The 19623-nt window shown below is 65.7% G+C and carries 21 protein-coding genes; 15 read left to right on the top strand and 6 right to left on the bottom strand.

Annotation, left to right across the window (positions count from 1 at the left end; genetic code table 11):
• Positions 1-127 precede the first annotated feature (127 nt).
• On the bottom strand, positions 128-934 hold the full coding sequence (locus tag QJT78_RS20040) for a polysaccharide deacetylase family protein (RefSeq protein ID WP_038944181.1): 807 nt from the start codon (positions 932-934) through the stop codon (positions 128-130).
• Positions 935-1016: 82 nt separating this feature from the next.
• Between QJT78_RS20040 and mgtE the strand changes: the two genes are divergently transcribed.
• The 4 genes from mgtE to QJT78_RS20060 all read left to right on the top strand — a co-directional run bounded on the left by mgtE (position 1017) and on the right by QJT78_RS20060 (position 5000).
• Positions 1017-2438 (top strand): magnesium transporter, encoded by a 1422-nt coding sequence (gene mgtE, locus QJT78_RS20045; protein ID WP_028150524.1) that lies wholly within the window; start codon positions 1017-1019, stop codon positions 2436-2438.
• A gap of 227 nt (positions 2439-2665) precedes the next feature.
• Positions 2666-3001 (top strand): helix-turn-helix domain-containing protein, encoded by a 336-nt coding sequence (locus QJT78_RS20050; protein WP_028150525.1) that lies wholly within the window; start codon positions 2666-2668, stop codon positions 2999-3001.
• Between the two features lie 144 nt (positions 3002-3145).
• Positions 3146-3964 carry an aldo/keto reductase gene (locus tag QJT78_RS20055; RefSeq protein WP_028150526.1) on the top strand — a complete coding sequence of 273 codons (819 nt, stop codon included), beginning with the start codon at positions 3146-3148 and terminating at the stop codon, positions 3962-3964.
• A gap of 49 nt (positions 3965-4013) precedes the next feature.
• Positions 4014-5000, top strand: coding sequence for a hypothetical protein (locus QJT78_RS20060; protein WP_028150527.1), 987 nt, complete (start codon positions 4014-4016; stop codon positions 4998-5000).
• Positions 5001-5253: 253 nt separating this feature from the next.
• On the opposite strand, the gene QJT78_RS20065 is transcribed toward QJT78_RS20060, so the two are convergent.
• On the bottom strand, positions 5254-5652 hold the full coding sequence (locus QJT78_RS20065; RefSeq protein WP_135214881.1) for a hypothetical protein: 399 nt from the start codon (positions 5650-5652) through the stop codon (positions 5254-5256).
• Here QJT78_RS20065 and QJT78_RS20070 point away from each other — a divergent pair.
• Positions 5642-5791 carry a hypothetical protein gene (locus tag QJT78_RS20070; RefSeq protein ID WP_155257864.1) on the top strand — a complete coding sequence of 50 codons (150 nt, stop codon included), beginning with the start codon at positions 5642-5644 and terminating at the stop codon, positions 5789-5791. The genes QJT78_RS20065 and QJT78_RS20070 overlap by 11 nt on opposite strands.
• A 538-nt stretch (positions 5792-6329) precedes the next feature.
• Here QJT78_RS20070 and QJT78_RS20075 read toward each other — a convergent pair.
• The gene (locus tag QJT78_RS20075) at positions 6330-7046 is read right to left on the bottom strand and encodes a DUF599 domain-containing protein (protein ID WP_028150531.1); all 717 of its coding nucleotides are present in this window, start codon (positions 7044-7046) and stop codon (positions 6330-6332) included.
• Between the two features lie 124 nt (positions 7047-7170).
• Between QJT78_RS20075 and QJT78_RS20080 the strand changes: the two genes are divergently transcribed.
• The 5 genes from QJT78_RS20080 (at position 7171) to QJT78_RS20100 (ending at position 10322) form a co-directional block, all read left to right on the top strand.
• The gene (locus QJT78_RS20080; RefSeq protein ID WP_028150532.1) at positions 7171-7833 is read left to right on the top strand and encodes a glutathione S-transferase family protein; all 663 of its coding nucleotides are present in this window, start codon (positions 7171-7173) and stop codon (positions 7831-7833) included.
• Positions 7776-8291 (top strand): YidB family protein, encoded by a 516-nt coding sequence (locus tag QJT78_RS20085; protein ID WP_335337549.1) that lies wholly within the window; start codon positions 7776-7778, stop codon positions 8289-8291. Before QJT78_RS20080 ends, QJT78_RS20085 begins: the two co-directional genes overlap by 58 nt.
• Positions 8292-8496: 205 nt before the next feature.
• A complete protein-coding gene (locus tag QJT78_RS20090; RefSeq protein ID WP_014494643.1) occupies positions 8497-8688 on the top strand; it encodes a hypothetical protein in 192 nt (63 codons plus the stop codon).
• 157 nt (positions 8689-8845) lie between these two features.
• Positions 8846-9838: a hypothetical protein gene (locus tag QJT78_RS20095; protein ID WP_028150534.1), complete on the top strand. Its 993-nt coding sequence runs from the start codon at positions 8846-8848 to the stop codon at positions 9836-9838.
• Between the two features lie 43 nt (positions 9839-9881).
• Entirely contained in the window at positions 9882-10322 is a 441-nt protein-coding gene (locus QJT78_RS20100; RefSeq protein WP_028150535.1) for a DUF1489 domain-containing protein, read from the top strand.
• A 9-nt stretch (positions 10323-10331) separates the two neighbouring features.
• On the opposite strand, the gene QJT78_RS20105 is transcribed toward QJT78_RS20100, so the two are convergent.
• Entirely contained in the window at positions 10332-11081 is a 750-nt protein-coding gene (locus tag QJT78_RS20105; RefSeq protein WP_038944177.1) for a hypothetical protein, read from the bottom strand.
• A 76-nt stretch (positions 11082-11157) separates the two neighbouring features.
• Entirely contained in the window at positions 11158-12009 is an 852-nt protein-coding gene (gene panC, locus QJT78_RS20110) for a pantoate--beta-alanine ligase (protein WP_028150537.1), read from the bottom strand.
• Between the two features lie 278 nt (positions 12010-12287).
• Here panC and QJT78_RS20115 point away from each other — a divergent pair, with 278 nt between their 5' ends.
• The 4 genes from QJT78_RS20115 (at position 12288) to QJT78_RS20130 (ending at position 16089) form a co-directional block, all read left to right on the top strand.
• Positions 12288-13211 carry a division plane positioning ATPase MipZ gene (locus tag QJT78_RS20115; RefSeq protein ID WP_038944176.1) on the top strand — a complete coding sequence of 308 codons (924 nt, stop codon included), beginning with the start codon at positions 12288-12290 and terminating at the stop codon, positions 13209-13211.
• 343 nt (positions 13212-13554) lie between these two features.
• The gene (locus tag QJT78_RS20120) at positions 13555-14415 is read left to right on the top strand and encodes an alpha/beta fold hydrolase (protein ID WP_028150538.1); all 861 of its coding nucleotides are present in this window, start codon (positions 13555-13557) and stop codon (positions 14413-14415) included.
• A 145-nt stretch (positions 14416-14560) separates the two neighbouring features.
• Positions 14561-15304 (top strand): hypothetical protein, encoded by a 744-nt coding sequence (locus tag QJT78_RS20125; protein ID WP_028150539.1) that lies wholly within the window; start codon positions 14561-14563, stop codon positions 15302-15304.
• Positions 15305-15363: 59 nt separating this feature from the next.
• Positions 15364-16089 carry a DnaJ domain-containing protein gene (locus QJT78_RS20130; protein WP_028150540.1) on the top strand — a complete coding sequence of 242 codons (726 nt, stop codon included), beginning with the start codon at positions 15364-15366 and terminating at the stop codon, positions 16087-16089.
• A 217-nt stretch (positions 16090-16306) separates the two neighbouring features.
• Here QJT78_RS20130 and QJT78_RS20135 read toward each other — a convergent pair whose 3' ends face one another.
• Positions 16307-18154 carry a D-alanyl-D-alanine carboxypeptidase gene (locus QJT78_RS20135; RefSeq protein ID WP_028150541.1) on the bottom strand — a complete coding sequence of 616 codons (1848 nt, stop codon included), beginning with the start codon at positions 18152-18154 and terminating at the stop codon, positions 16307-16309.
• A 389-nt stretch (positions 18155-18543) separates the two neighbouring features.
• Between QJT78_RS20135 and QJT78_RS20140 the strand changes: the two genes are divergently transcribed.
• Positions 18544-18882, top strand: a complete 339-nt coding sequence (locus QJT78_RS20140; RefSeq protein ID WP_014494653.1) for a phasin family protein — start codon at positions 18544-18546, stop codon at positions 18880-18882.
• The last annotated feature ends 741 nt before the right edge of the window (positions 18883-19623 follow it).

Below are 19623 nucleotides of genomic sequence, written 5' to 3' on the forward strand. Positions count from 1 at the left end.
TAATTGGTCGGAGACGCCCAGAAACGGTTCAGGCGCAATACCCTCTACATCCTTGCATGCCGTAGCATGAACAGACTGTTAATAGGGCCCAAATCACCCCATTTTGCGCCGCCGTGACATTACGGCATCAATGCGCATCGGCGCTCTTCTGTGATGTGCCCGCCGGCACGACGTGAACGACGCGATAACCGTTGTCCCTGAGGTACCGCAGGAAGGCCGGCATGATCGCGGCCGTGCGTGCCTTGGGGTCGTGGAAGAGGATGATGCCCTTGCCGGCGGCGGCGAGGCGCTCGGTGACGAGCTTCAATTCCTGCTCCGGCGTCATCTCGTTCCAGTCGCTGGCCCAGAGGTCGGCCCCGAACACGACGATGCCGCGTGACTGGAGCAGGTCGAGCTGCGCTGGCGTCCCCTCGAAATAGGGGAAGCGGAAGAACGGCGTCGAGGGCGTCGTCGTCGACACGCCTTTGAGCGCCATCTCGTCGGCTGCGATGCCGCGGTCGATCTCGCTCTTCGCCTTCTCGAACGGGATCCGCGCCATGAAGGGGTGCGACCAGGTGTGGTGGCCGATGGTGTGGCCCTCGCGCGCGATGCGCTTGACCATGTCAGGATGTTCGGAGGCGTGCAGGCCGATCAGGAAGAAGGTGGCGCGCACGCATTCCTGCGCCAGCGCCGCCAGCACCTTCGACGTCGTCGGCGGATGCGGGCCATCGTCGAAGGTCAGGACGACCTCGTGATCGGCGAGCGGCAGCGTCTGCGGAAAGCTCTTGAGGCCCACGCGCGGCGTGGTCTTGGCGTCGACGCTCAGAACGCGCGAGGTGCCGAGCGCGTCCTTGCGCGGGCAGTCCGCGGCCTCCGACGAGGCGATGCCGATGAGGCTCGCGAAGACCGCTCCCGCCGAGATCGACATCCATTTCAGCCGAAGCATCTTTGCCATTGCGCTCGCAGTTCGCTTGTGGGTATTGCCTGACCGTCAGCTCAGACCACTCGTTCCAACCTGTCAAACGGCGAGGCGCGCCATGGATGAACATATGGACGGTGCCCCATCCGCCGAGGCCTCGGTACTCGACCACGTTCCGATGCGCAATGAAGACGGCGAAATTCGTCACGAATTCGTCGAGGAGATTGCCCATGCGATCGAGGCCGGCGACAGCGCCGCGCTGCGCGCCTGCGTTGCCGAGCTGCACGAGGCGGATCTCGGCGATCTGATCGGAGCTCTCGCGCCCGACCACCGCGTTCGCCTGGTCGAGCTGACCGGGCGCGACTTCGACTTCTCGGCACTGAACGAGCTCGACGAGGGCGTGCGCGAGGAGATCCTCGAGGAGCTGCCGCCGGAGACCGTTGCGGAAGGCGTCCGCGAGCTCGAATCCGACGACGCGGTCGAGCTGCTGGAAACCCTCGACGAGGCGGAGCAGGAGGAGATCCTCGAGAAGCTGCCGTTGCAGGAGCGCGTCGCGCTCGAGCGCAGCCTGCTTTATCCCGAAAATTCCGCCGGCCGCCGGATGCAGACCGAGTTCATCGCGGTGCCGCAGGATTTCACCGTCGGGCAGGCGATCGACTACATGCGCGAGACGCCGGATCTGCCCGACCGCTTCTACGAGATCTACGTCGTGGACAAGGACCAGCACTGGCAGGGTGCGGTCTCGCTCGACGTCCTGCTCCGCGCCCGCCGCCCGGTGGCGCTTGCCGAGCTGACCGACGAGGATCGCCGCCGCGTCTCCGTCCTGGAGGACCAGGAGGAGGTGGCGCGCATGTTCGGCAAGTACAATCTCGTCGCGGCACCGGTGCTCGACACCCAGGATCGCCTGGTCGGCGTCATCACCGTCGACGACGTCGTCGACGTGATCGAGGAGGAGGCGGACGAGGACCTCAAGGCGCTCGGTGGCGTCAACAGCGACGAAGAGCTCTCCGATACCGTGTTCACCATTGCGCGGGCGCGGTTCAACTGGCTGCTGGTCAATCTCGCCACCGCCTTTCTTGCATCCTCGGTGCTCGGCCTGTTCGAGGGGCAGCTCGAGAAGATGGTCGCGCTCGCGGTGCTGGCGCCGATCGTCGCGAGCCAGGGCGGCAATGCCGCGACCCAGACCATGACGGTCGCGGTGCGCGCGCTTGCGACGCGCGAGCTCGGCTCCTCCAACGCCTGGCGCGTGGTGATGCGCGAAGGCCTGGTCGGGCTCGTCAACGGCCTTGCCTTCGCCTTGATCACGGGCATCGCGGCGGTGGCCTGGTTCAAGATCCCGGGCCTCGGCATCGTCATCGGGCTTGCGATCATCTGCAACCTCGTCGCCGGCGCGCTCGGCGGCATCCTGATCCCGATGGCGCTCGAACGTGTCAGGGCCGATCCGGCGGTCGCGTCAGGCACGTTCGTCACGACGGTGACCGACGTCGTCGGCTTCTTCTCCTTCCTCGGCATCGCGACGCTGTGGTTCGGGTTGAGGTAAGGCGCGCTATGTCCTCGCGTGTCCCGGGCGCGCTGCAACGCCCTTCGCGTTGCTGCGCAGAACCGGGACCCAGAAAGCAGCACGGCACGTGGTGGCGAAATGGGCCCCGGCTCAGCAGCACACCGCTGCGCGCTGCGCTGCGTCCGAGGCACGAGACCGTCTTCGCCCACCATCATCTTTAATCCGAACTTAAGCGACCTGCTGCATCATTGCCCGTGCTTGGGGGAATGAACATGCGGTTGCGGCTGAAGGCGGACGGACGGGTCGTCGAGTTGCGGGATGGGCAGGAGCTTCCGGTCCAGCCGTTTCCAGTCCAGCCATTGCCGGTCCAGCCGGCGGCCAATGCCGCCCCTGGCGAAGATGCCAGCTCGCTTGCGGTGCGCGCTCTGCGCCGTCGCGCCTGCCTCACCCAGATGGAGTTCGCCGCCAAGCTCGGCGTTCCCGTCGAGACGATCCGCAACTGGGAGCAGGGCAAGCGCGCCCCGCGAGGACCCGCCCGCGCGCTGCTCGCCGTGATCGCGCATGCGCCGGACACCGTGTTCCGGGCGCTCGCCAAAGCCTGACGTCGAGGTCGGGCGCGAACCTCCCGTTAGCATTGCCCTGAATATCCGGTCCGGCGCCGGCGTCGTCCGTTGGCACTGTCACGGGCCGGGTCCATAATAGCGCCGGATGATGTTTTGAGGCGATCGCAACAGAGAGGATTCCTCATGCTGTTCGTCGAGGCCAATGGCGCAAGGATACCGGCGATCGGGCTCGGGACCTGGGAGCTGAGCGGGCGCGCTTGCGGCCGCGTGGTCGAGCAGGCGCTGCGGCTCGGGTATCGCCACATCGACACTGCGCAGGTCTACGACAATGAGCGCGAGGTCGGCGATGGCCTGCGCGGCTCCGGCGTGCGTCGCGACGACATCTTCCTCACGACAAAGGTCTGGACCAACCATTTCGCGCCTCATGATCTCGAACGCTCGGTCAAGGAGAGCCTGGCCCGCATGCGGCTCTCCTCCGTCGATCTCCTGCTGTTGCACTGGCCCAATTCGCACGTGCCGCTGGAGGAGACGCTGGGTGCGCTGTCGCACGCCAAGCGCATGGGCCTGACCCGCCACATCGGCGTTTCCAATTTCACCGTGGCGCTGATCGAGCAGGCGGTGGCGCTCTCGCCGGAGCCGCTCGTCTGCAACCAGGTCGAATATCATCCTTATCTCGACCAGACGAAGGTGAGGGCAGCCTGCGACCAGCATGGCCTCGCGCTGGTCGCCTACAGCCCGATCGCCAGGGGACGCGTCAAGGCCGACCAGACGCTCGCCGGGCTCGGCCGCGCGCATCGCAAGACGCCGGCACAAATCTGCCTGCGCTGGCTGGTGCAACAGAATGTCGCTGCGATCCCGCGCACCTCGCGCGTCGAACGTCCGTCGGAAAACATCGATATTTTCGATTTCGAGCTCTCGGACGACGAGATGGCCCAGATCGCCGCGCTGGCAAATCCCAAGGGCCGCCTGACCGATTTCGGCTTCGCGCCAAAATGGGATTGAGAGGGGGCCGCTGTATGCTAGGACCGGCGTGGCAACCCAAGATCGATCGATGGAACTGCGGAAGATCATACGGACGGACATTGCAGCGTCGGCGGTCGCGCATCTGACGCTGGTGGCGCTGATCATCCTGATCAGCGAAGTCCATCCGTTTCACGCCGCGGCGCCCGAGACTGTTTCGGTGGACATCGTCACACCGGAGCAGGTGAAGGAGGAGGAGGCCAAGGCCGAGGACAAGGCTCAGGAGCAGGCGAAGGAGAAGCCGCCGGAGCCGCTGCCGGACCTGAAACTGCCGAAGCTGGATTTCACCGACAAGGACAAGGCGGAGGCCGCGCCGAAGCCTGCGACCAAGCAGCAGGCCGCGGCGCCATCGCCGTCACCGCAGGCCTCGCCTGAACCGCAGCAGAAGCAGCCGCAACCCTCACAGGCACCGAAGCAGCGGGAGGCCAATGTGCAGCCGCAGCCTCAACAGCCGCAGCCGTCGCAACAGCCGCCTCCGCAACCCCAGCAACAACCGCCGCCCCAGGCGATGCCGCAGCCGCCGTCGCAACAGCCGCCGCCGCAAGCGATGCAGCAGCCACAGGCCGCGCCGCCGGCCTATCAGGCGCCGGAGCCTGACGTGACGGTCAAGTACGGCGTCATGCTGGGTCTGCCGCCGGAATTGCCGCTGGAGCTGCCGAAAGACGCCCCCAAGGACGATGGCGGCGATGCCAAGGATTCGATCGCAGCCAAGCTGCCACCCGAGGTCATCGCCGCGCTGCGTCGCCACCTGAAGAGCTGCGCCAAACTGCCGGCCGGCGTCGACCCGACCGACAACGTCAACATCAAGCTGCGCACGGTGTTCGCCACCGACGGCACGCTGGCGCGCCCGCCGATCCTGATCGAAGCTCCGCCATCCGCGAAGGGGGTGGCCATCGTGAAGTCCGCGACCGCAGCGCTGCAGGCCTGCCAGCCCTACAAGATGCTGCCGGCCGACAAGTATGGCGAATGGAAGATATTAGACCTGCCGTTCTCACCGCGGGATTTTGGCGGAGGATAGGCGGCTCGCTCCAGTCTACCCATCCTGCGAGCTAAGGCCTCCCGGTTCGCGGCATCAGCCATGCCATGATCACGGCCTGCGGCGTTCTCCGGCTGCGTGGCAAGCTATGTCTTTCGATGCTGCGCCGTGCAAACGCGCCGGCCTGCTCGGCGGAGCGTCGCTGCGCCGGTGCGAGAGCCATCCACTCGCGAATGACGGCGCGTCGAATTTTCGATTTTGGCATCGGATCGAATCCATGAGTTCCGGGGGATGTTCACGCGGCCTGCCGAAGGGGGATGGCCTCGGAGCGCCGTGCCAGAAGCACGCTGCCACATGGATGCTCGGCGCCCTGCAGGACGACGAAGCCGCGCTTCGTTACTGCGGCACGAAGAGTGTCCTTCGCAGCTGCCTTCTGCGCGTCGAGCCAGATCACCAGCACGGCGCGGGGGCTCAGGAAATCGTCGAGCCAATCCACTGTCGCATCGAGTGCGTGAAGCGTGCGTCGCCGCCAATCCACGAGCGCGACTTCATATTGACCTGCCGGCCGGCCGCAATTGCCTGCCGCCGCTGCCAGCAGATAACCGCGACGATGCAGCTCAATCACCAATTCCATGCTCTTTGCGCCGACCACGACGATGCGTTGCCGCGTCGAGCAGTTCGCGATGGCCATCATCGGATCGATGATCCTGTCGCTGACCCCTGAATTCGACATCATTTCACCAGTTCGCTACGCCGCGCGAGCTTGCGCGACGGAGCGGATATGGTGCTGGATGCTGTATGATTTCGAGATTGGCGCGATCGCGGTTGCATAGGATCGGCATAGGATCGGCATAGGACCGGCCTCGGCCGCGCGCTGCCGACAACTTATGCCGCGCTTATAAACAGACGATGCACTCCCCATCGCATTCAAATGCCGTCAGCGCCATTCTTCCGGCCCGCGCGTGCTATCGCGCCTTACCTGGAGACAAGAATGTCCGCTTACCGTGCATTGATCGTGGGACTACACGATCGTCCCATCAGAATGATCCACATGGATTGCATCGATGATGAAGCCGCGATCAGCTCCGCGGAGCGGCTCGTCGACGGTCGCGACGTGGAGCTCTGGCAGATGGATCGGCCCGTGGCCAGATTCGATTGCCGGTCCGGGACGATGCGCAGGAAGTAGGCCGGGATATCGCCGAGTGGGCGAGCCTCGCGTCTTGGGATGACGGAGCCAGTCGTGTCGTCATTGCCAACATAGCGAAGCAATCCAGACCGTCACCGTAAAAAGATTCTGGAGTGCTTCGCTGCGCTCGCAGTGACGGTGTGGAGAAAACGCGTGCCTCCCTTCGCTCGCGCGCAGCAGATGCCTCAATAACCGCGCGTCCGCGTCTCCGCACCATCCGTCTCCTCCGGCGCCATCGCTGCCCATGCGCTCGATGCGAACTGCCTTCGCCAGGTCACGATCACCACCGCCGCCGTGGTCACGAACAGCACCCAGGGGCTGACGAACCAGCCGAGATAGCCGAGTGCGAAGAAGAAGGCGCGCTGGCCGCGGTTGAAGTGGCGGCCGGCGGATTCGAACAGGCGCGAGGTGCGGATGACGTGGGCCTCGGCCTCGGGCGTGTCGCGCCGGTCAGCCGGCGGCATGCCGCCGAACAGGATCGCGACATAGTTGAACAGGCGATAGGCCCAGGCGAATTTGAAGAAGGCGTAGACGCAGATCAGCACGAGGCCGACGCATTTCAGCTCCCACAGCGCGGGCGAGGGGCTGAGATCGATCGGCAGCTTGGCGAGGATGGTGATGGCGTCGTTGGTGGCATGCAGCAGCGCCAGCGCGCCGCCGAGCGCGAACAGGCTGGTGGAAGCGAAGAAGGCGGTGCCGTTCTGGAGCGAGGCCATGATCTGCATGTCGACCATACGGGTGTCGCGGTCGAGCAGGCGGCGGACCCAGACCTCGCGATAGCGGTTCATGCGCGCCGACAGGCTGTCGCGGCCATAGGCCGAGTGCTCCAGCGTCAGGGCATAGACCAGCCATTCGATGATGAAGAAGCCGACCGCGGTGATGTCGACCCAATGCCTGCCCATGTCTCACTCCTCGCGAAGATCGCAACGATTGCCATGCGCGGCCGGGTGCGGCAACGATTGATTGGCAGCAGGCGATGGCGCTAAAAGCAGCCGCATCCAAAGGACCTAGGGAAGGACCAGCGACATGGCAGCGCTCAAGCTCGCGATCGGAAACAAGAACTACTCGTCGTGGTCGATGCGGCCATGGCTCGCACTGCGCGCCAATGACATCCCGTTCGTCGAGACCGTCATTCCGCTCTACACGGATAATCCCGCGGACAAGGATCAGATCCTGTCCTTCAGCCGCGCCGGCAAGGTGCCGGTGCTGGTCGACGGCGACATCACGGTGTGGGATTCGCTCAGCATCATCGAGTACCTCGCCGAGCGCTATCCGGACGCGAAGCTGTGGCCGAACGATGTGGCCGCCCGCGCGCACGCCCGTTCGGTGTGCGCCGAGATGCATTCCGGCTTCATGGCCTTGCGCAACGAATGCGGTATGAACCTGCACCGCCCCGTGGGCGCCGTGACGCTGTCGGCGGACGCCAGGGCCAACATCGCCCGCGTGCAGGAGATCTGGCGGGAGTGCCGGGCGCGCTACGGTGCCAAGGGACCGTTCCTGTTCGGCCGCTTCGGTGCGGCGGATGCGATGTACGCCCCGGTCGTGCACCGTTTCCGCACCTACGCGATCGAGGTCACGCCGGAGACCAGGGCCTACATGGACACGATGATGGCGTTGCCGGCGTTCCAGGAATGGACCCGCGACGGGATCGCCGAAACGCTCGTCATCGAGAAATTCGAGAACGTCTGACCCGCGAACGTGATCGGGCGCCGCTTGACGATGTGCAGGCTGGCGGCGCTCAATCGCGGCGGAAGGACCGCTTGGGAGAGGGTACGGTCATGGGAATTCTGGACTCGCTGGAAAACAACCCGGCGCTTCGCAGCGCGCTCGGCCAGCTCGGCGCCGCGGTCCTGCCGGCGGTGCTGAACGAGGTGCTTGGCAGCAACAATCAGGGCGGCCTCAGCGCGATCGTCGCGAAGCTCCAGCAGTCCGGCTTCGGTGACCAGGTCAAATCCTGGCTCGGCAACGGCCAGAACCTGCCGATCTCGGCTGACCAGCTCCGCGCGGTGCTCGGCAGCGACACGGTTCGGCAGCTCGCGGCGCGCTACAACATCCCGGTCGACCAGCTCGGCCAGATTCTGGACCAGGAACTGCCCAAGGCCGTGGACCAGGCAAGCCCGGAGGGGCATCTGCCCCGCGCCGCCTGAGGGACCCCGTTCCAGCGGTATCCTCCACCCACGAGTTCCCGCACTATCGTCCTGAAAATACTGCCGGATCGGCCTATTTGCCATGCCTGTATACCGCTGGCCAAAACGCCGCATTGCGTGCTATATGTCACGCCGGGTTTTCAGCCGGTCCGACGCAGTGGGACCCTGGGCACGGCCGGCGCTGTTTGAGTCATGGAGATGGGCGTTGAAGCATAAATTCCCCGTGGGAACGCGCGTACTGTTCACTGCCAGCAACGTCGCGCGCCCGGCTGCGAGTGGCTCATACGAGATCATCCGCCTGCTGCCGACGGATGGCGACGACTGCCAGTACCGCATCAAGAGTTCGACTGAAGCGTTCGAGCGCGTCGCCAAGGAAAGCCAGCTCGCCCAATCCTGACGGATGACGGTGCCGCGCGTTGACATCGCGAAGGAATTCGCTTCGCTCGCCGTCAAAAGGCCCCCTTCGCCTCGACATGGTGAACCGGGGGCAGTTGCCGACTCGCGGGGGCTCGCTTTGACCATTCGCTCTTTGCTCGCGTGAGGGGGCGTCGCGCATGAACTGGGCATGGGCCACTTCGTTCGACCAAATCTCGCGCCCGCAGGCCTTTCCGATGTGGATGATCCTGGTAGCCGCCGGCTTCCTCGGCCTGATTCTCCTGATTACGCTGGTGCGCGCCGAAAGATCGGTTGCCAACGGCGCGCTGACTGTCATCACGCTGCTTTCCATTGCCATCGCCGTGGCTGCCACCGTGCGCGTCTATGGTCCGGCGGAGGAGGCGCCGCCGGGCGAGGCGCGCGCGCAGAGCGCGGTCGTCGCCAGCCTGCCGGCGCTGTCCTGTCTCGACGATCTCGCCGGCAATGCCGTGGCGATTGGTTGCGAGAAGGCGCTGTTCGGCTCGCCTGACGCAGCGGCTGCGGCCGTCTCCTACACCGCCGCACGGATCGACCGGCTCACCGCGCTCGGCGATGCCGCGACCGCCGAGAGGAGCCTGACGCTGGACATGAAGGTGCTGCGCAAGGCGCTAGAGCGCGACCGCTACGGCCTCGTCGCGCAGGTGCTGGTTGCGCGCGACGGCTGCACACAGTTCGACTGCCCCGCCTTCCGCTCGCTGACCGATCAGCAGCGGGTCGCCGCCAACATGGATTCCCATCTCTACGACACGCTGGTCGCACGCTATTCGCCGGGCTGGAACGCGCCCGCAACGGCCCCGGCGATGCCGGCCACCGCGGCGCTTGCCGGGATGCCGCCATCGATGCCGACGGGCAGGCCGACCAATGCGGAGTTCCCGAGCGCGTCATCGACGCCGCCGGTGAGCATCATGAATCCGGAGCCGCCCACGGCGGCGGTGCGACAGGCGACACCCGTCGGAGGCGCAGCCGCGGCGCCGCGCGCGTCCGCTCCGACCTCGGCGCAGGCCGCTGCTCCAGCGGCGCCGGCTGCGAAGAAGCCGCCGGCACCGAAGGCCGCGCGTGCGCCGGCCGCAGCACCGGTTCCGCTCGCCCCGCCGGCTCCGGCCCCGGCTCCTGCAGCTGCGGATAACGAATAGTTCGGCATTCCAAATGCGTGGCTGCCCGGCTAATGCTGGGGGCATGCCGCTACATCTGATCAAGCTCGCCGTCGGCTGCGACTCCGTCAAGGAATTGAAGGGGTGGGTCGCCGAACGGATGCAGACCGCCAAGAAGAAGGGTCTGCCGCAACATCACATCCACATCACCCGCATGGTGCCCAAGCGCGACGCCGAGATCCTGGCGGGCGGATCGCTCTACTGGGTGATCAAGGGCGAGATCGCCGCGCGTGAAAAGATCATCGGCATCGAGCCGTTCCGCGACAAGGACGGCATCGGCCGTTGCCGGATCGTGATGCAGCCGAAGGTGATCACGGTGTCGCCGCGGCCGATGCGGCCGTTCCAGGGCTGGCGCTATCTCAGCGATGATTCCGTGCCGCCCGATCTCGGCAAGTCGGCCGCCGGCTCGATCGCGGCGATGCCGGAGCCGATGCGGCGCGAACTGCGCGATCTCGGACTGCTCTGACGCGGCCGCTCATGGCGGCGTGACGATGTGCAGCCGCGCCCAGTCGGAGGGCGGCATCACGACCGGACGTCCGCCTTCGCCGATGGCGTCGATGATGTCGACCAGTTCGGGCTCGACGCCCATCTCGTGTAGGTACTTGCGATACTGCTCGCCAAAGATCGCCGTCAGGCTCTCGCGCTGTTCGGGCGCCACGTTGGGCGCGCGGCGATTGCGGATGGAGCGGCCGGCCAGCACCACTGTCGCACCTTGCGGGAGGCTGCGATGCACCCCGCCGGCGAGCATGAGGACGCACGCGAAATCGCACGCCGGATCCGGCAAGGACACCTTGGCATCGAGCGGCCCGCCCGGGCGCTTCAGCGCAAAACAATCGGCCTCCGGCTTGCCGGCGCAGGCCTCGACCTCGGTCGCGCCGGCGGTGGCATCCAGGCCGCGGTCGCGCAGGATGCGGCCCATGCTGACCGCAACATTGAGGTTGGAGCCGCCCCAGCTATGGATGACGAGCGGCAGCTTGTGTCCCGCCTGGCGATCGAGAATCGCGATCAGCCGCTTGTAGCTGTCCCATTGCACCGTGCCCTCGGCGGCGATCCAGTCGGAGCAGCCCGGTCCGCAGGCCCCGGCCGCGCCGTGGGCGACGTAGAAGATCATCGCATCGGGCGGCGACCCGTACAGGCCGATCGGCGGGCGCTGTTGTGCCTGGGCGGCAGTCGCGGCGACAAGCGCCAGCACGCCGTTCACGATCATCGTGCGGATGAATGACATGCCCCTGCCGGCCGGCTCGTTTCCTCGCGCCGATCATCCATGCGGGCGAGGGAACGCGCAAGATCGACCCTGCCGGTTACACCGCGATATTGTCGATCAGCCGGGTCGTGCCGAGCTTGGCCGCCACCAGGATCCGCAACGGGCCGTCCTTGCGCGAGGTGACTGGCGCGAGCGTCTCGGCATGGCGCGCCTCGAAATAGTCGAGCACAAAGCCGGCCGCCGTGATCATCCCGGCGCCGCGCGCCATCGCGGATGCGATCGCTTCGCCGGCACGGATGCGCCCGGCGCTGTCCTTCATGGCGCGGTAAAGCGTGGTCGCGGTCTGCCGCTCCTCCGGCGAAAGATAGACGTTGCGCGAAGACATCGCGAGCCCGTCGCGCTCGCGCACGGTGCGGGAGCCGGTCACCTTGACGCCGAGGTCGAGGTCGCGCGCCATCTGCGTCACCACCCGCAACTGCTGAAAGTCCTTCTCGCCGAAGATCGCGACATCCGGCCGGCACTGCGTGAACAGCTTGCCGACGACGGTGGCGACGCCGCCGAAGAAGTGCGGCCTGAAGCGGTCCTCGAGGCCGGCCAGCGCCGGCCCCTCCGGCACGATGCGGGTGGCAAAGCCTTCCGGATACATCGCCTCGGCGCCGGGGTGCCAGACGATGTCGACGTCCTCGGCGGCGAGCTTGGCGAGATCGGACTTCCAGGTGCGCGGATAGGCACCAAAGTCCTCGGTCGGGGCGAACTGGGTCGGGTTGACGAAGATCGACACCACGACGCGACTCGCGCGCCGCTTGGCGAGGCGCACCAGCGACACATGCCCGTCATGGAGGGCCCCCATGGTCGGGACCAGCGCGATCGTGGCCTTTCGCTTGCGAAGATTGTCGACGGCGCGTCGCAAGGCGGGGACCGTGCGGGCGATCAAGGGGCTTCGTGACATCAGGACTCGACAGGGTTGGGAATGGGAAGCGGGCGCGTCCCGGCGCCCGGCCGGCTAACCTTAACAAGCGCCGATCGTGGACGCCATGCATTCGGATGCGGCACAGCATCCCGCGCGAGGCCGCGCACGATGTCGCGGCATGGCTGAATCACAGGCGAGATGGCGCCGTGATTCATTTCGAACACGGCGCGCTGCGATTTGCATTTGCTGTCACGCATTTCACTTGACCGCAGACGCGGCCAACTCGAAGATATTCATCAGGGGTGTTGAGGATCGCTATGCTTGTGCAGGCTAGCCAAGGCCAATCCGGCTCGGCGCATGTCGTCGTGCTCGGCAACGAAAAAGGCGGCTCCGGCAAGTCGACCACCGGCCTGCACATCGCGGTCGCGCTGTTGAAGGCCGGCCAGCGCGTCGCCACTATCGACCTCGACTGCCGTCAGCAGAGCTTTACCCGCTACATCGGCAACCGTTCCGCCTGGGCGCGCCGCACCGGCCTCGGCCTCGAGCTGCCGGTGCATCGCTGCATCAAGCTCGGCGAGACCATGCAGATCGCCGAGAACGAGAATTCCGAGTTCCTGCAGTTCATGGAGGCGGTCTCGGCGGTCGAGAGCAATTTCGACTTCATCGTCATCGATACGCCGGGCACCGACAGCTATCTGATGCGCCTGGCGCACTCGATGGCCGACACGCTGGTCACGCCGATCAACGACAGCTTCCTCGATTTCGACGTGCTCGGCACCGTCGATCCCGCCAACTACGCAGTGACGGGCGAGAGCCACTATGCCGAGATGGTGCGGGATGTCAGGCGCAAGCGGCGCCAGCTCGACGGCTCCAGCACCGATTGGATCGTCGTGCGCAACCGCCTGTCGATGCTCGGCTCCCGCAACAAGCAGCTCGTCGCCGAGGGCCTCAAGGATTTGTCGCTACGGCTCGGCTTTCGCTACGTCGACGGCTTCGCCGAGCGCGTCGTCTATCGCGAATTTTTTCCGCGCGGCCTGACCGCTCTCGATGAGATCGACGAGGCCACACTCGGTATGCGGCCCAACCTTGGCCATCTCACCGCGCGGGAAGAGGTGACGGGCCTGCTTCGCCAGCTCAAGCTGCCGCTCGACGAACGCGGCCGCCGCCGTGCGGCAAATCGCGCCGAGTGGTTCAGCCAGGTCGACAAACCGCTCGAAGTCCACGACATCCTCGGCGCCTGAGGCGGCGGTATATCGCTACTTCCGGCCGATTGAAGCTGCCGGTTCCCGCCGGAACTGAGTGCGGGCTTGGCCGTTTTCACCCTGTGTTTACCGTGAAAAGAAGCCAATCGAGACCGGTTGCGTCGGATGGTAGCCTGCCACCTGACGTAGCCGCCTGAGAACGGGATGCCCAAGAAACGCGTGCGCCGCACAATGAAAGGGCTGAAGGTTCACAATATTTAAGCTTCCTGTCACGCGGCTGTGACATATATTAGGGAATAGGCGACCAGGGGCCGAAGAGCCCCGGAAGAACACGATTTTCAACAGGGATTCAGGCCGCAAGAGCCTGAGGCTGAGGACGAAAATGAAGCGTGGAATTGCCGTTCTGGTTTCGGTCAGTGCCCTCTGCGGCGTCGCCTATGTTACGGCGAGCAAGTGGGCGATCAAGCACGAGACCGTCACCTTCTACGACGCCTCGCGCGACAACCGTCCCGTGCCTGTCGATATCGCGGTTCGCCGCGACAAGGAAATGCAGGCCAATGCCGGCATGATCACGCTGCCGGTTGCCGTGATCAACCACGGCAACACCGTCAAGAATACCGAGTACGGCTTCCTCGCCAACATCTTCGCGGCGCGCGGCTATATGGTCGTAAGCCCGCAGCATGATTTGCCGACCGATCCTCCCATGGTGACCAAGCCCGGTGAGCTCTATGTCGGCCGGTTGCCGCAGATCCTGCGCGGCGTTGCCAACATCCATCTCGCCATGCAGGAGATGAAGAAGATTCAGCCTAACGCCGACTACGACAGGGTGACGATGGTCGGCCACTCCATGGGCGGCGACATCACGATGTATTTCGCCAAGCAGTATCCGGATGAGGTCAAGAAGGTCGTCACGCTCGACAATCTGCGCGTGCCCTTCGTCACCGCCGGCAAGTTCAAGATCCTGTCGTTCCGTTCGCAGGATCCGCAGTTCAAGACCGACGCGGGTGTCATCCCGACCGACGAGGAATGCGAGAAGGCCGGCATCCAGGTCGTGAAGACCGAATTCCAGCACAACGACATGCGCGACACCGGTCCGGATGCGGCCAAGAACTCGATCCAGAGCATGCTCGACAAGTTCCTGAGCGACGGCGACAGCGCCGTGGCGCCCGTCGATACGCGCTCGGCCCCGCCCAATATCCTGGAGCCCGGTCCGGTTGCTCTGATGGCGCCTGCCAAGAGCTGACACCGACGCCAGCCGACACCGACACCGCTCCGATCGTCTGCACGACCCGCAAAGCCTCCGTCGGCATCCGTCCGCGGAGGCTTTGCACATTGACCGGGCCGCAGGCGCTATCCACATTAGCCGCTCACGCAAGAAGCGAGCAGGGATGTCCGGCGAACCCGTCAAACCGCGTGGCCGTGATGCCGTCTCGAGCCAAACCGGCGGCACGCTGCCTCAAGCCAGCACCGCGGAGGACATTGCCGCGTTCGTCGCCAAGGCGCGTGCGCTGTCGCCGCATGCCCCCGGCGCGAAGGGGCGGCTGATTTTCGCGCTGGATGCGACGATGAGCCGGCAGCCGACCTGGGACATGGCCTGCGCGCTCCAGGCGGACATGTTCCGCGAGGCCGCAGCGATCGGCAGCCTCGACATCCGGCTCGTCTACTATCGCGGCTTGAACGAGTGTCGCGCCACGGGCTGGATCTCCGACAGCGCCAAGCTGGCGACGCTGATGAGCAAGATCGACTGTCGCGGCGGCGACACCCAGATCGGCAAGGTGCTGAGCGACGTGCGGCGCGAGGCGGTCGCTTCGGGCGTGCGTGCGGTCGTCTTCGTCGGCGATGCCATGGAGGAGAAGGTCGACGAGCTCTGCGTCAAGGCCGGCGAGCTCGGCATGCTCAAGGTCCCCGTGTTCGTGTTTCAGGAAGGCGCCGACGCCGTGGCCGAGCAGGCCTTTCGCGAGATCGCGCGGCTGACCGGCGGGGCCTGGTGTCGGTTCGATCCCGGCGCGGCGGCGCAGCTTCGCGAGCTGCTGCGCGCGGCCGCGGCTTATGCCGCCGGCGGACGCGAGGCGCTGTTGAAGCTCGCCAAGAGTGCGAGCGGTGCGGCCAAGCTGATCGGGCAGATGAAGTAGCGGCCCGCGTCGGAGACGGACGCCATGCATTTTGCCGTGAGGGCGACTATATTCCGGCCATGACACTGATCGCCGGCGCCATCGCCGTTATCACTCTTTATCTGCTGCTCCAGATGTTCCGCTCCGCCAATCCGGCGGTGCTGGCGCGCACCATCAAGTTCGGCGGCGGCGTGGTGGCGCTCGCGGTCGCGGCGTTCACTGGCCTGCGGGGCGAGCTGGCGGTGGCGATCCCGCTCGGGATTTTCGGCGCCGGGCTTCTGGGCTGGACGCCGCTGGCGAATGCCGGCTTCGGCAATATCGGCGGGCTATTCGGCGGCGGCGCAACGCGCCCGGCCGGACAGGCCTCGCGCGTACGCTCGCAATTCCTGGACATGCGGCTCGACCACGATTCGGGTCAGCTCGCCGGCCAGATCGTCGCCGGTCCTCACGCCGGGCGCAATCTCGACGAGTTCGATCTCGCTGGCCTGCTGGCGATGGCTCCGGCGTTCGACGCCGAGAGCGTGGCCCTACTTGAAAGCTATCTGGACCGCCGGTTTCCCGCTTGGCGTCAGAACGCGCAGGGCGATGCGGCAGGGCGGCAGCGCCGCACGGCGCCGAGCGGCAAAATGACGGCGGAGGAAGCCTATCAGATCCTTGGCCTGCAGCCGGGCGCGGGGCGCGACGACATCAGCCGGGCGCACAAGTCCCTGATGAAGAAACTCCATCCCGACCAGGGGGGCTCGACGTATCTCGCTGCCCGTGTGAACGAGGCCAAGGATACTCTGCTTCGCACGCATAACGGCTAACTCCGGCACTACGCTACAAACGCCCGTACCGCGTAAGCTCCGCTTGCTCTGTTTGCCGTCGCCCGATGCCCGCCTTTGTCGGCGTGGTCGATCCCTTGAGTAAAGTTTTAACCGTAAATCCTTGACGAGAGGTTGTCGCGGAACTGGCATCGCCGCATCCCCCAAACAAAAATGCCCGCGCAAGGCGCGGGCATTTTGATTGGAGCGGTACGACAGATCAGTTGCGGACGGTGATGCAGGAGATGTCGGCGCGCTTCAGGGCGCGGCAGACGGCTTCGGCCTGGTCCCGCTCGAGCCCGGCGAAGCGGGCCCGGTAAAGCTTGCGATTGTCCTTGGCGAGGACCGGTTCGGTGAACGGGTCGGCCTTGCTGAGCAGGCCGCGGGCCGAGCTGCGCGCGGCGTCGATGCGCTGCTGGGCTTCGTTCTCGCTCTCGAGTGCGCCGACCTGGACGATCCAGCCGCTATGGGTGACGACCGGCTTGGTGGTGGCGCTCATCTGGATCGGCTGCGGCACCGGATCGGCTGAAGCGAGCTTCGCAGCAGCCGGAGTGGGCGCGGCGGCCGTTGCGGCGGGCAGCACGCCGAGGATGCCATTGCCGGTGCCGAAGCCCGCCGGCTGACGGGGCATCTCGGTGCGGGCGAGCTCGGCCTTCGGCGCTTCCGGCTGGCTCGCCATCTCGGGCTTGTTGATGAGATCGGCGCGGGCGACGACGGCGCCGGAGGTCTCCGCGACGTCGGAGCGGGCCGCAACCGTGCTCGTGACCTGCGGTGCGACCTGGGCCGGGGCGGCGGAGGCGACCTTCACGGTGCCGGCCTTGACCTGAACCGTCTTCACCCGAACCGGCTTCATGGGCTCGGACGAGCCGGGGATGATGGAGAGCGGCTGGCTCGAGATCACGCCATTGGTGAGCGGCGCGGGCTCGATCCTGGATTCAGTCGGCCGAACCTCGGGCTTGCTGGTGTCCGGCCTCGCTTGAGCCGGCGGCATCGCGGCGGTCGCAGCCGCCAGCGCAGAGAGGCGCGAGGCGAGGCGCTGCGGGGCCGTTTCGGGGGCAGGGGCGGCCGCAGCCTGCTGGACCTGCGGACGGGCCGGGGTCTCCGATGCATCGGCGACATCGGTATTGGCGTCTGCGCCGTTGCGCTCGGTGACGGCGACGACGGTGTGGGTGGTTGCGCCCTTCTCGAGGTTCTCCGCGAGCAGGTTGCGCATGATGGCGTCGCGCGAGCCGCCGCTGCGGCCGCCGAGCACCACGCCGATCAGGTGGCGGTTGCCGCGGCGCATCGAGGTCACGAGGTTGAAGCCGGAGGCGCGGGTGTAGCCGGTCTTGATGCCGTCGACGCCCTCGACGCTGCCGAGCAGGTGGTTATGGTTGCGGATCGACTGTCCGCGCCAATTGAACGTCGAGGTCGCGAAATAACGGTAGTAGCGCGGGAAGCGCTCCTGGATGGCGCGGCCGAGCGTGGCCTGGTCGCGCGCGGTCGTGACCTGCTCGTCGTTGGGAAGGCCGTTGGCGTTGCGGTAGACCGTCTTGGACATGCCGAGCGAGCGCGCCTTGCGCGTCATCATCGTGGCGAAGTCGTCCTCGTCGCCGGCGATCGCTTCCGCGATTACCACAGCTGCGTCATTGGCGGAGCGGGTGACGAGACCCTTGATCGCGTCCTCGACGCGGATGGTCTGGCCGGCACGCAGGTTCAGCTTGGTCGGATCCTGATCGGCGGCGTGCTGCGACACCGGCATCTCGGTGTCGAGCTTCATCCTGCCGGACTCCAGGCGCTCGAACAGCAGATAGAGCGTCATGATCTTGGTGAGCGAGGCGGGGTGGCGGATTCCGTCGGGGCTCGTTGCCTGCAGCACGGAGCCGGAATTGCCGTCGACGATGATCGATGCGAATTTCGGGCTGGAGCTCTCGGACACATCGCGCTGCACCCGGTGGTGCGCGTAATTGCGCCGGTGACGCCGTGCCTCGGCAGCATCGGTGGTGAAGATCACTACGGCGGTGACCGTAAGAAGCCCGAAAACGCCAACCCGCGCCAAGCGCGAGGAAGACAAGTTTTTACGAAGCATGAAACCCCGTCCCCGTTTCTGACTTGATCACCGGCCCGTGAGGCGAAATTGTGCCCACAGGACCTGGGATCATTACCTGCCCAGGCTGTCCCTCCGCTGGTGTTCGCTGCGGGAAACGTTGGGCCTGAGCCGCTGTTCTGGCTAAGGTGATGTTCTCGAACGGCTTTTGACCATTCGCGGAAGCTGAACACGTCCAGGGAATCAGGGTAGGGGTCCGCGGTTTCCAAAAGCTTAAGGAACCATTGCGGGAAACCCCGGGAATTTCAGCGATTTGCATCTAATTTTGTGCGGCGCACAAGATTCTTGACTTTTTTGTGCGCTGCACTATTTTTGGGCGGAGTCAGGGAGCCGGGGCTTCCGGACCAAAGCCAGGGAAAAAGGATTCCGAGATGTTCAAGGTTGAAGACTTTCAGAGCTACGGGAAAGAGCAGTTCGAGCAGTGCGTTGCTTCCGCGACCTCGATGCAGCATGGCCTCCAGGCGATCGCCAGCGCGTATGGCGACTACACCAAGAAGTCGTTTGAAGACACCAAGTCCTTCGTTGAGAAGCTTTCCGGCGTGAAGTCGCTGGACAAGGCCGTGGAAGCGCAGACCGACTTCGCCCGTTCCAGCTACGAGACCTTCGTTGCGGAATCGCAGAAGATCGCCGGCCTTTACAGCGACCTCGCCAAGCAGGCGTTCAAGCCGGTCGAGACCATCGTTTCGAAGTTCACCCCGGCTGCCAACTAACGTCCTCTGGAACTCCTGGAATCGAAAAGCCCGGCTGGTTCAGCCGGGTTTTTTTGTTGTCGCGACAGAGATCCGGTTCAGCGCGCCACGCGCAGCTTCGACAGCGACGTACGTCAACCCCACACGGTCTGACTCGCCGGCATCACCGGACAGAACGTGTCGATGCCGCTCGCGCAATGCTCGCCGCCTCGGTGTCGTCGCGCAGCTTCTTCCGCCGCGTGTCGATCTGCGAGGCATTGCTGTACCACCAGTGGTTCTGCACATTGAGACCGTCGGCGGGAGCACTAGGCCACTGAGCTGGTCGACCAGGTTCTTCGCGGCCGTCTGCATCGCCGACATCTTGCCGTCCTGGGCGATAGAGCCGGCCTTGTCGAGCAGCATGGTGACGCGCATGCGCACCAGGCGCCACGCGATTGAACGGCAGCTCGATTGGACACCGTAGAAAACCGGAGGTATCCCGCGAAACCGCCGCTGCCGCTTAACGGCCGGGTTCCTGGTGAAGATGTTCTAAACGGTGCCGGCCGAAACTTTTGTCAAATCGGTCCGGATTGACTAACCTTGGTCAGGATCGCCGGACCGGGAATCGGGACTGCCTCGACCATATTGGTCAGACCGTTGCACGCTTGCGGCGAGCCGGGGGCGGGCCCATATTCCCTACAATCGAGCCGGGCTTGACCGGACCGGTTGGAAGCGGTGATCCAACAAGGCGGCGCGCCCGTGCAAAGCTCCGAAGGGCGGGGC

It is taken from the genome of Bradyrhizobium sp. Mp27 (genome assembly GCF_029953005.1).
GTDB lineage: Bacteria > Pseudomonadota > Alphaproteobacteria > Rhizobiales > Xanthobacteraceae > Bradyrhizobium > Bradyrhizobium barranii.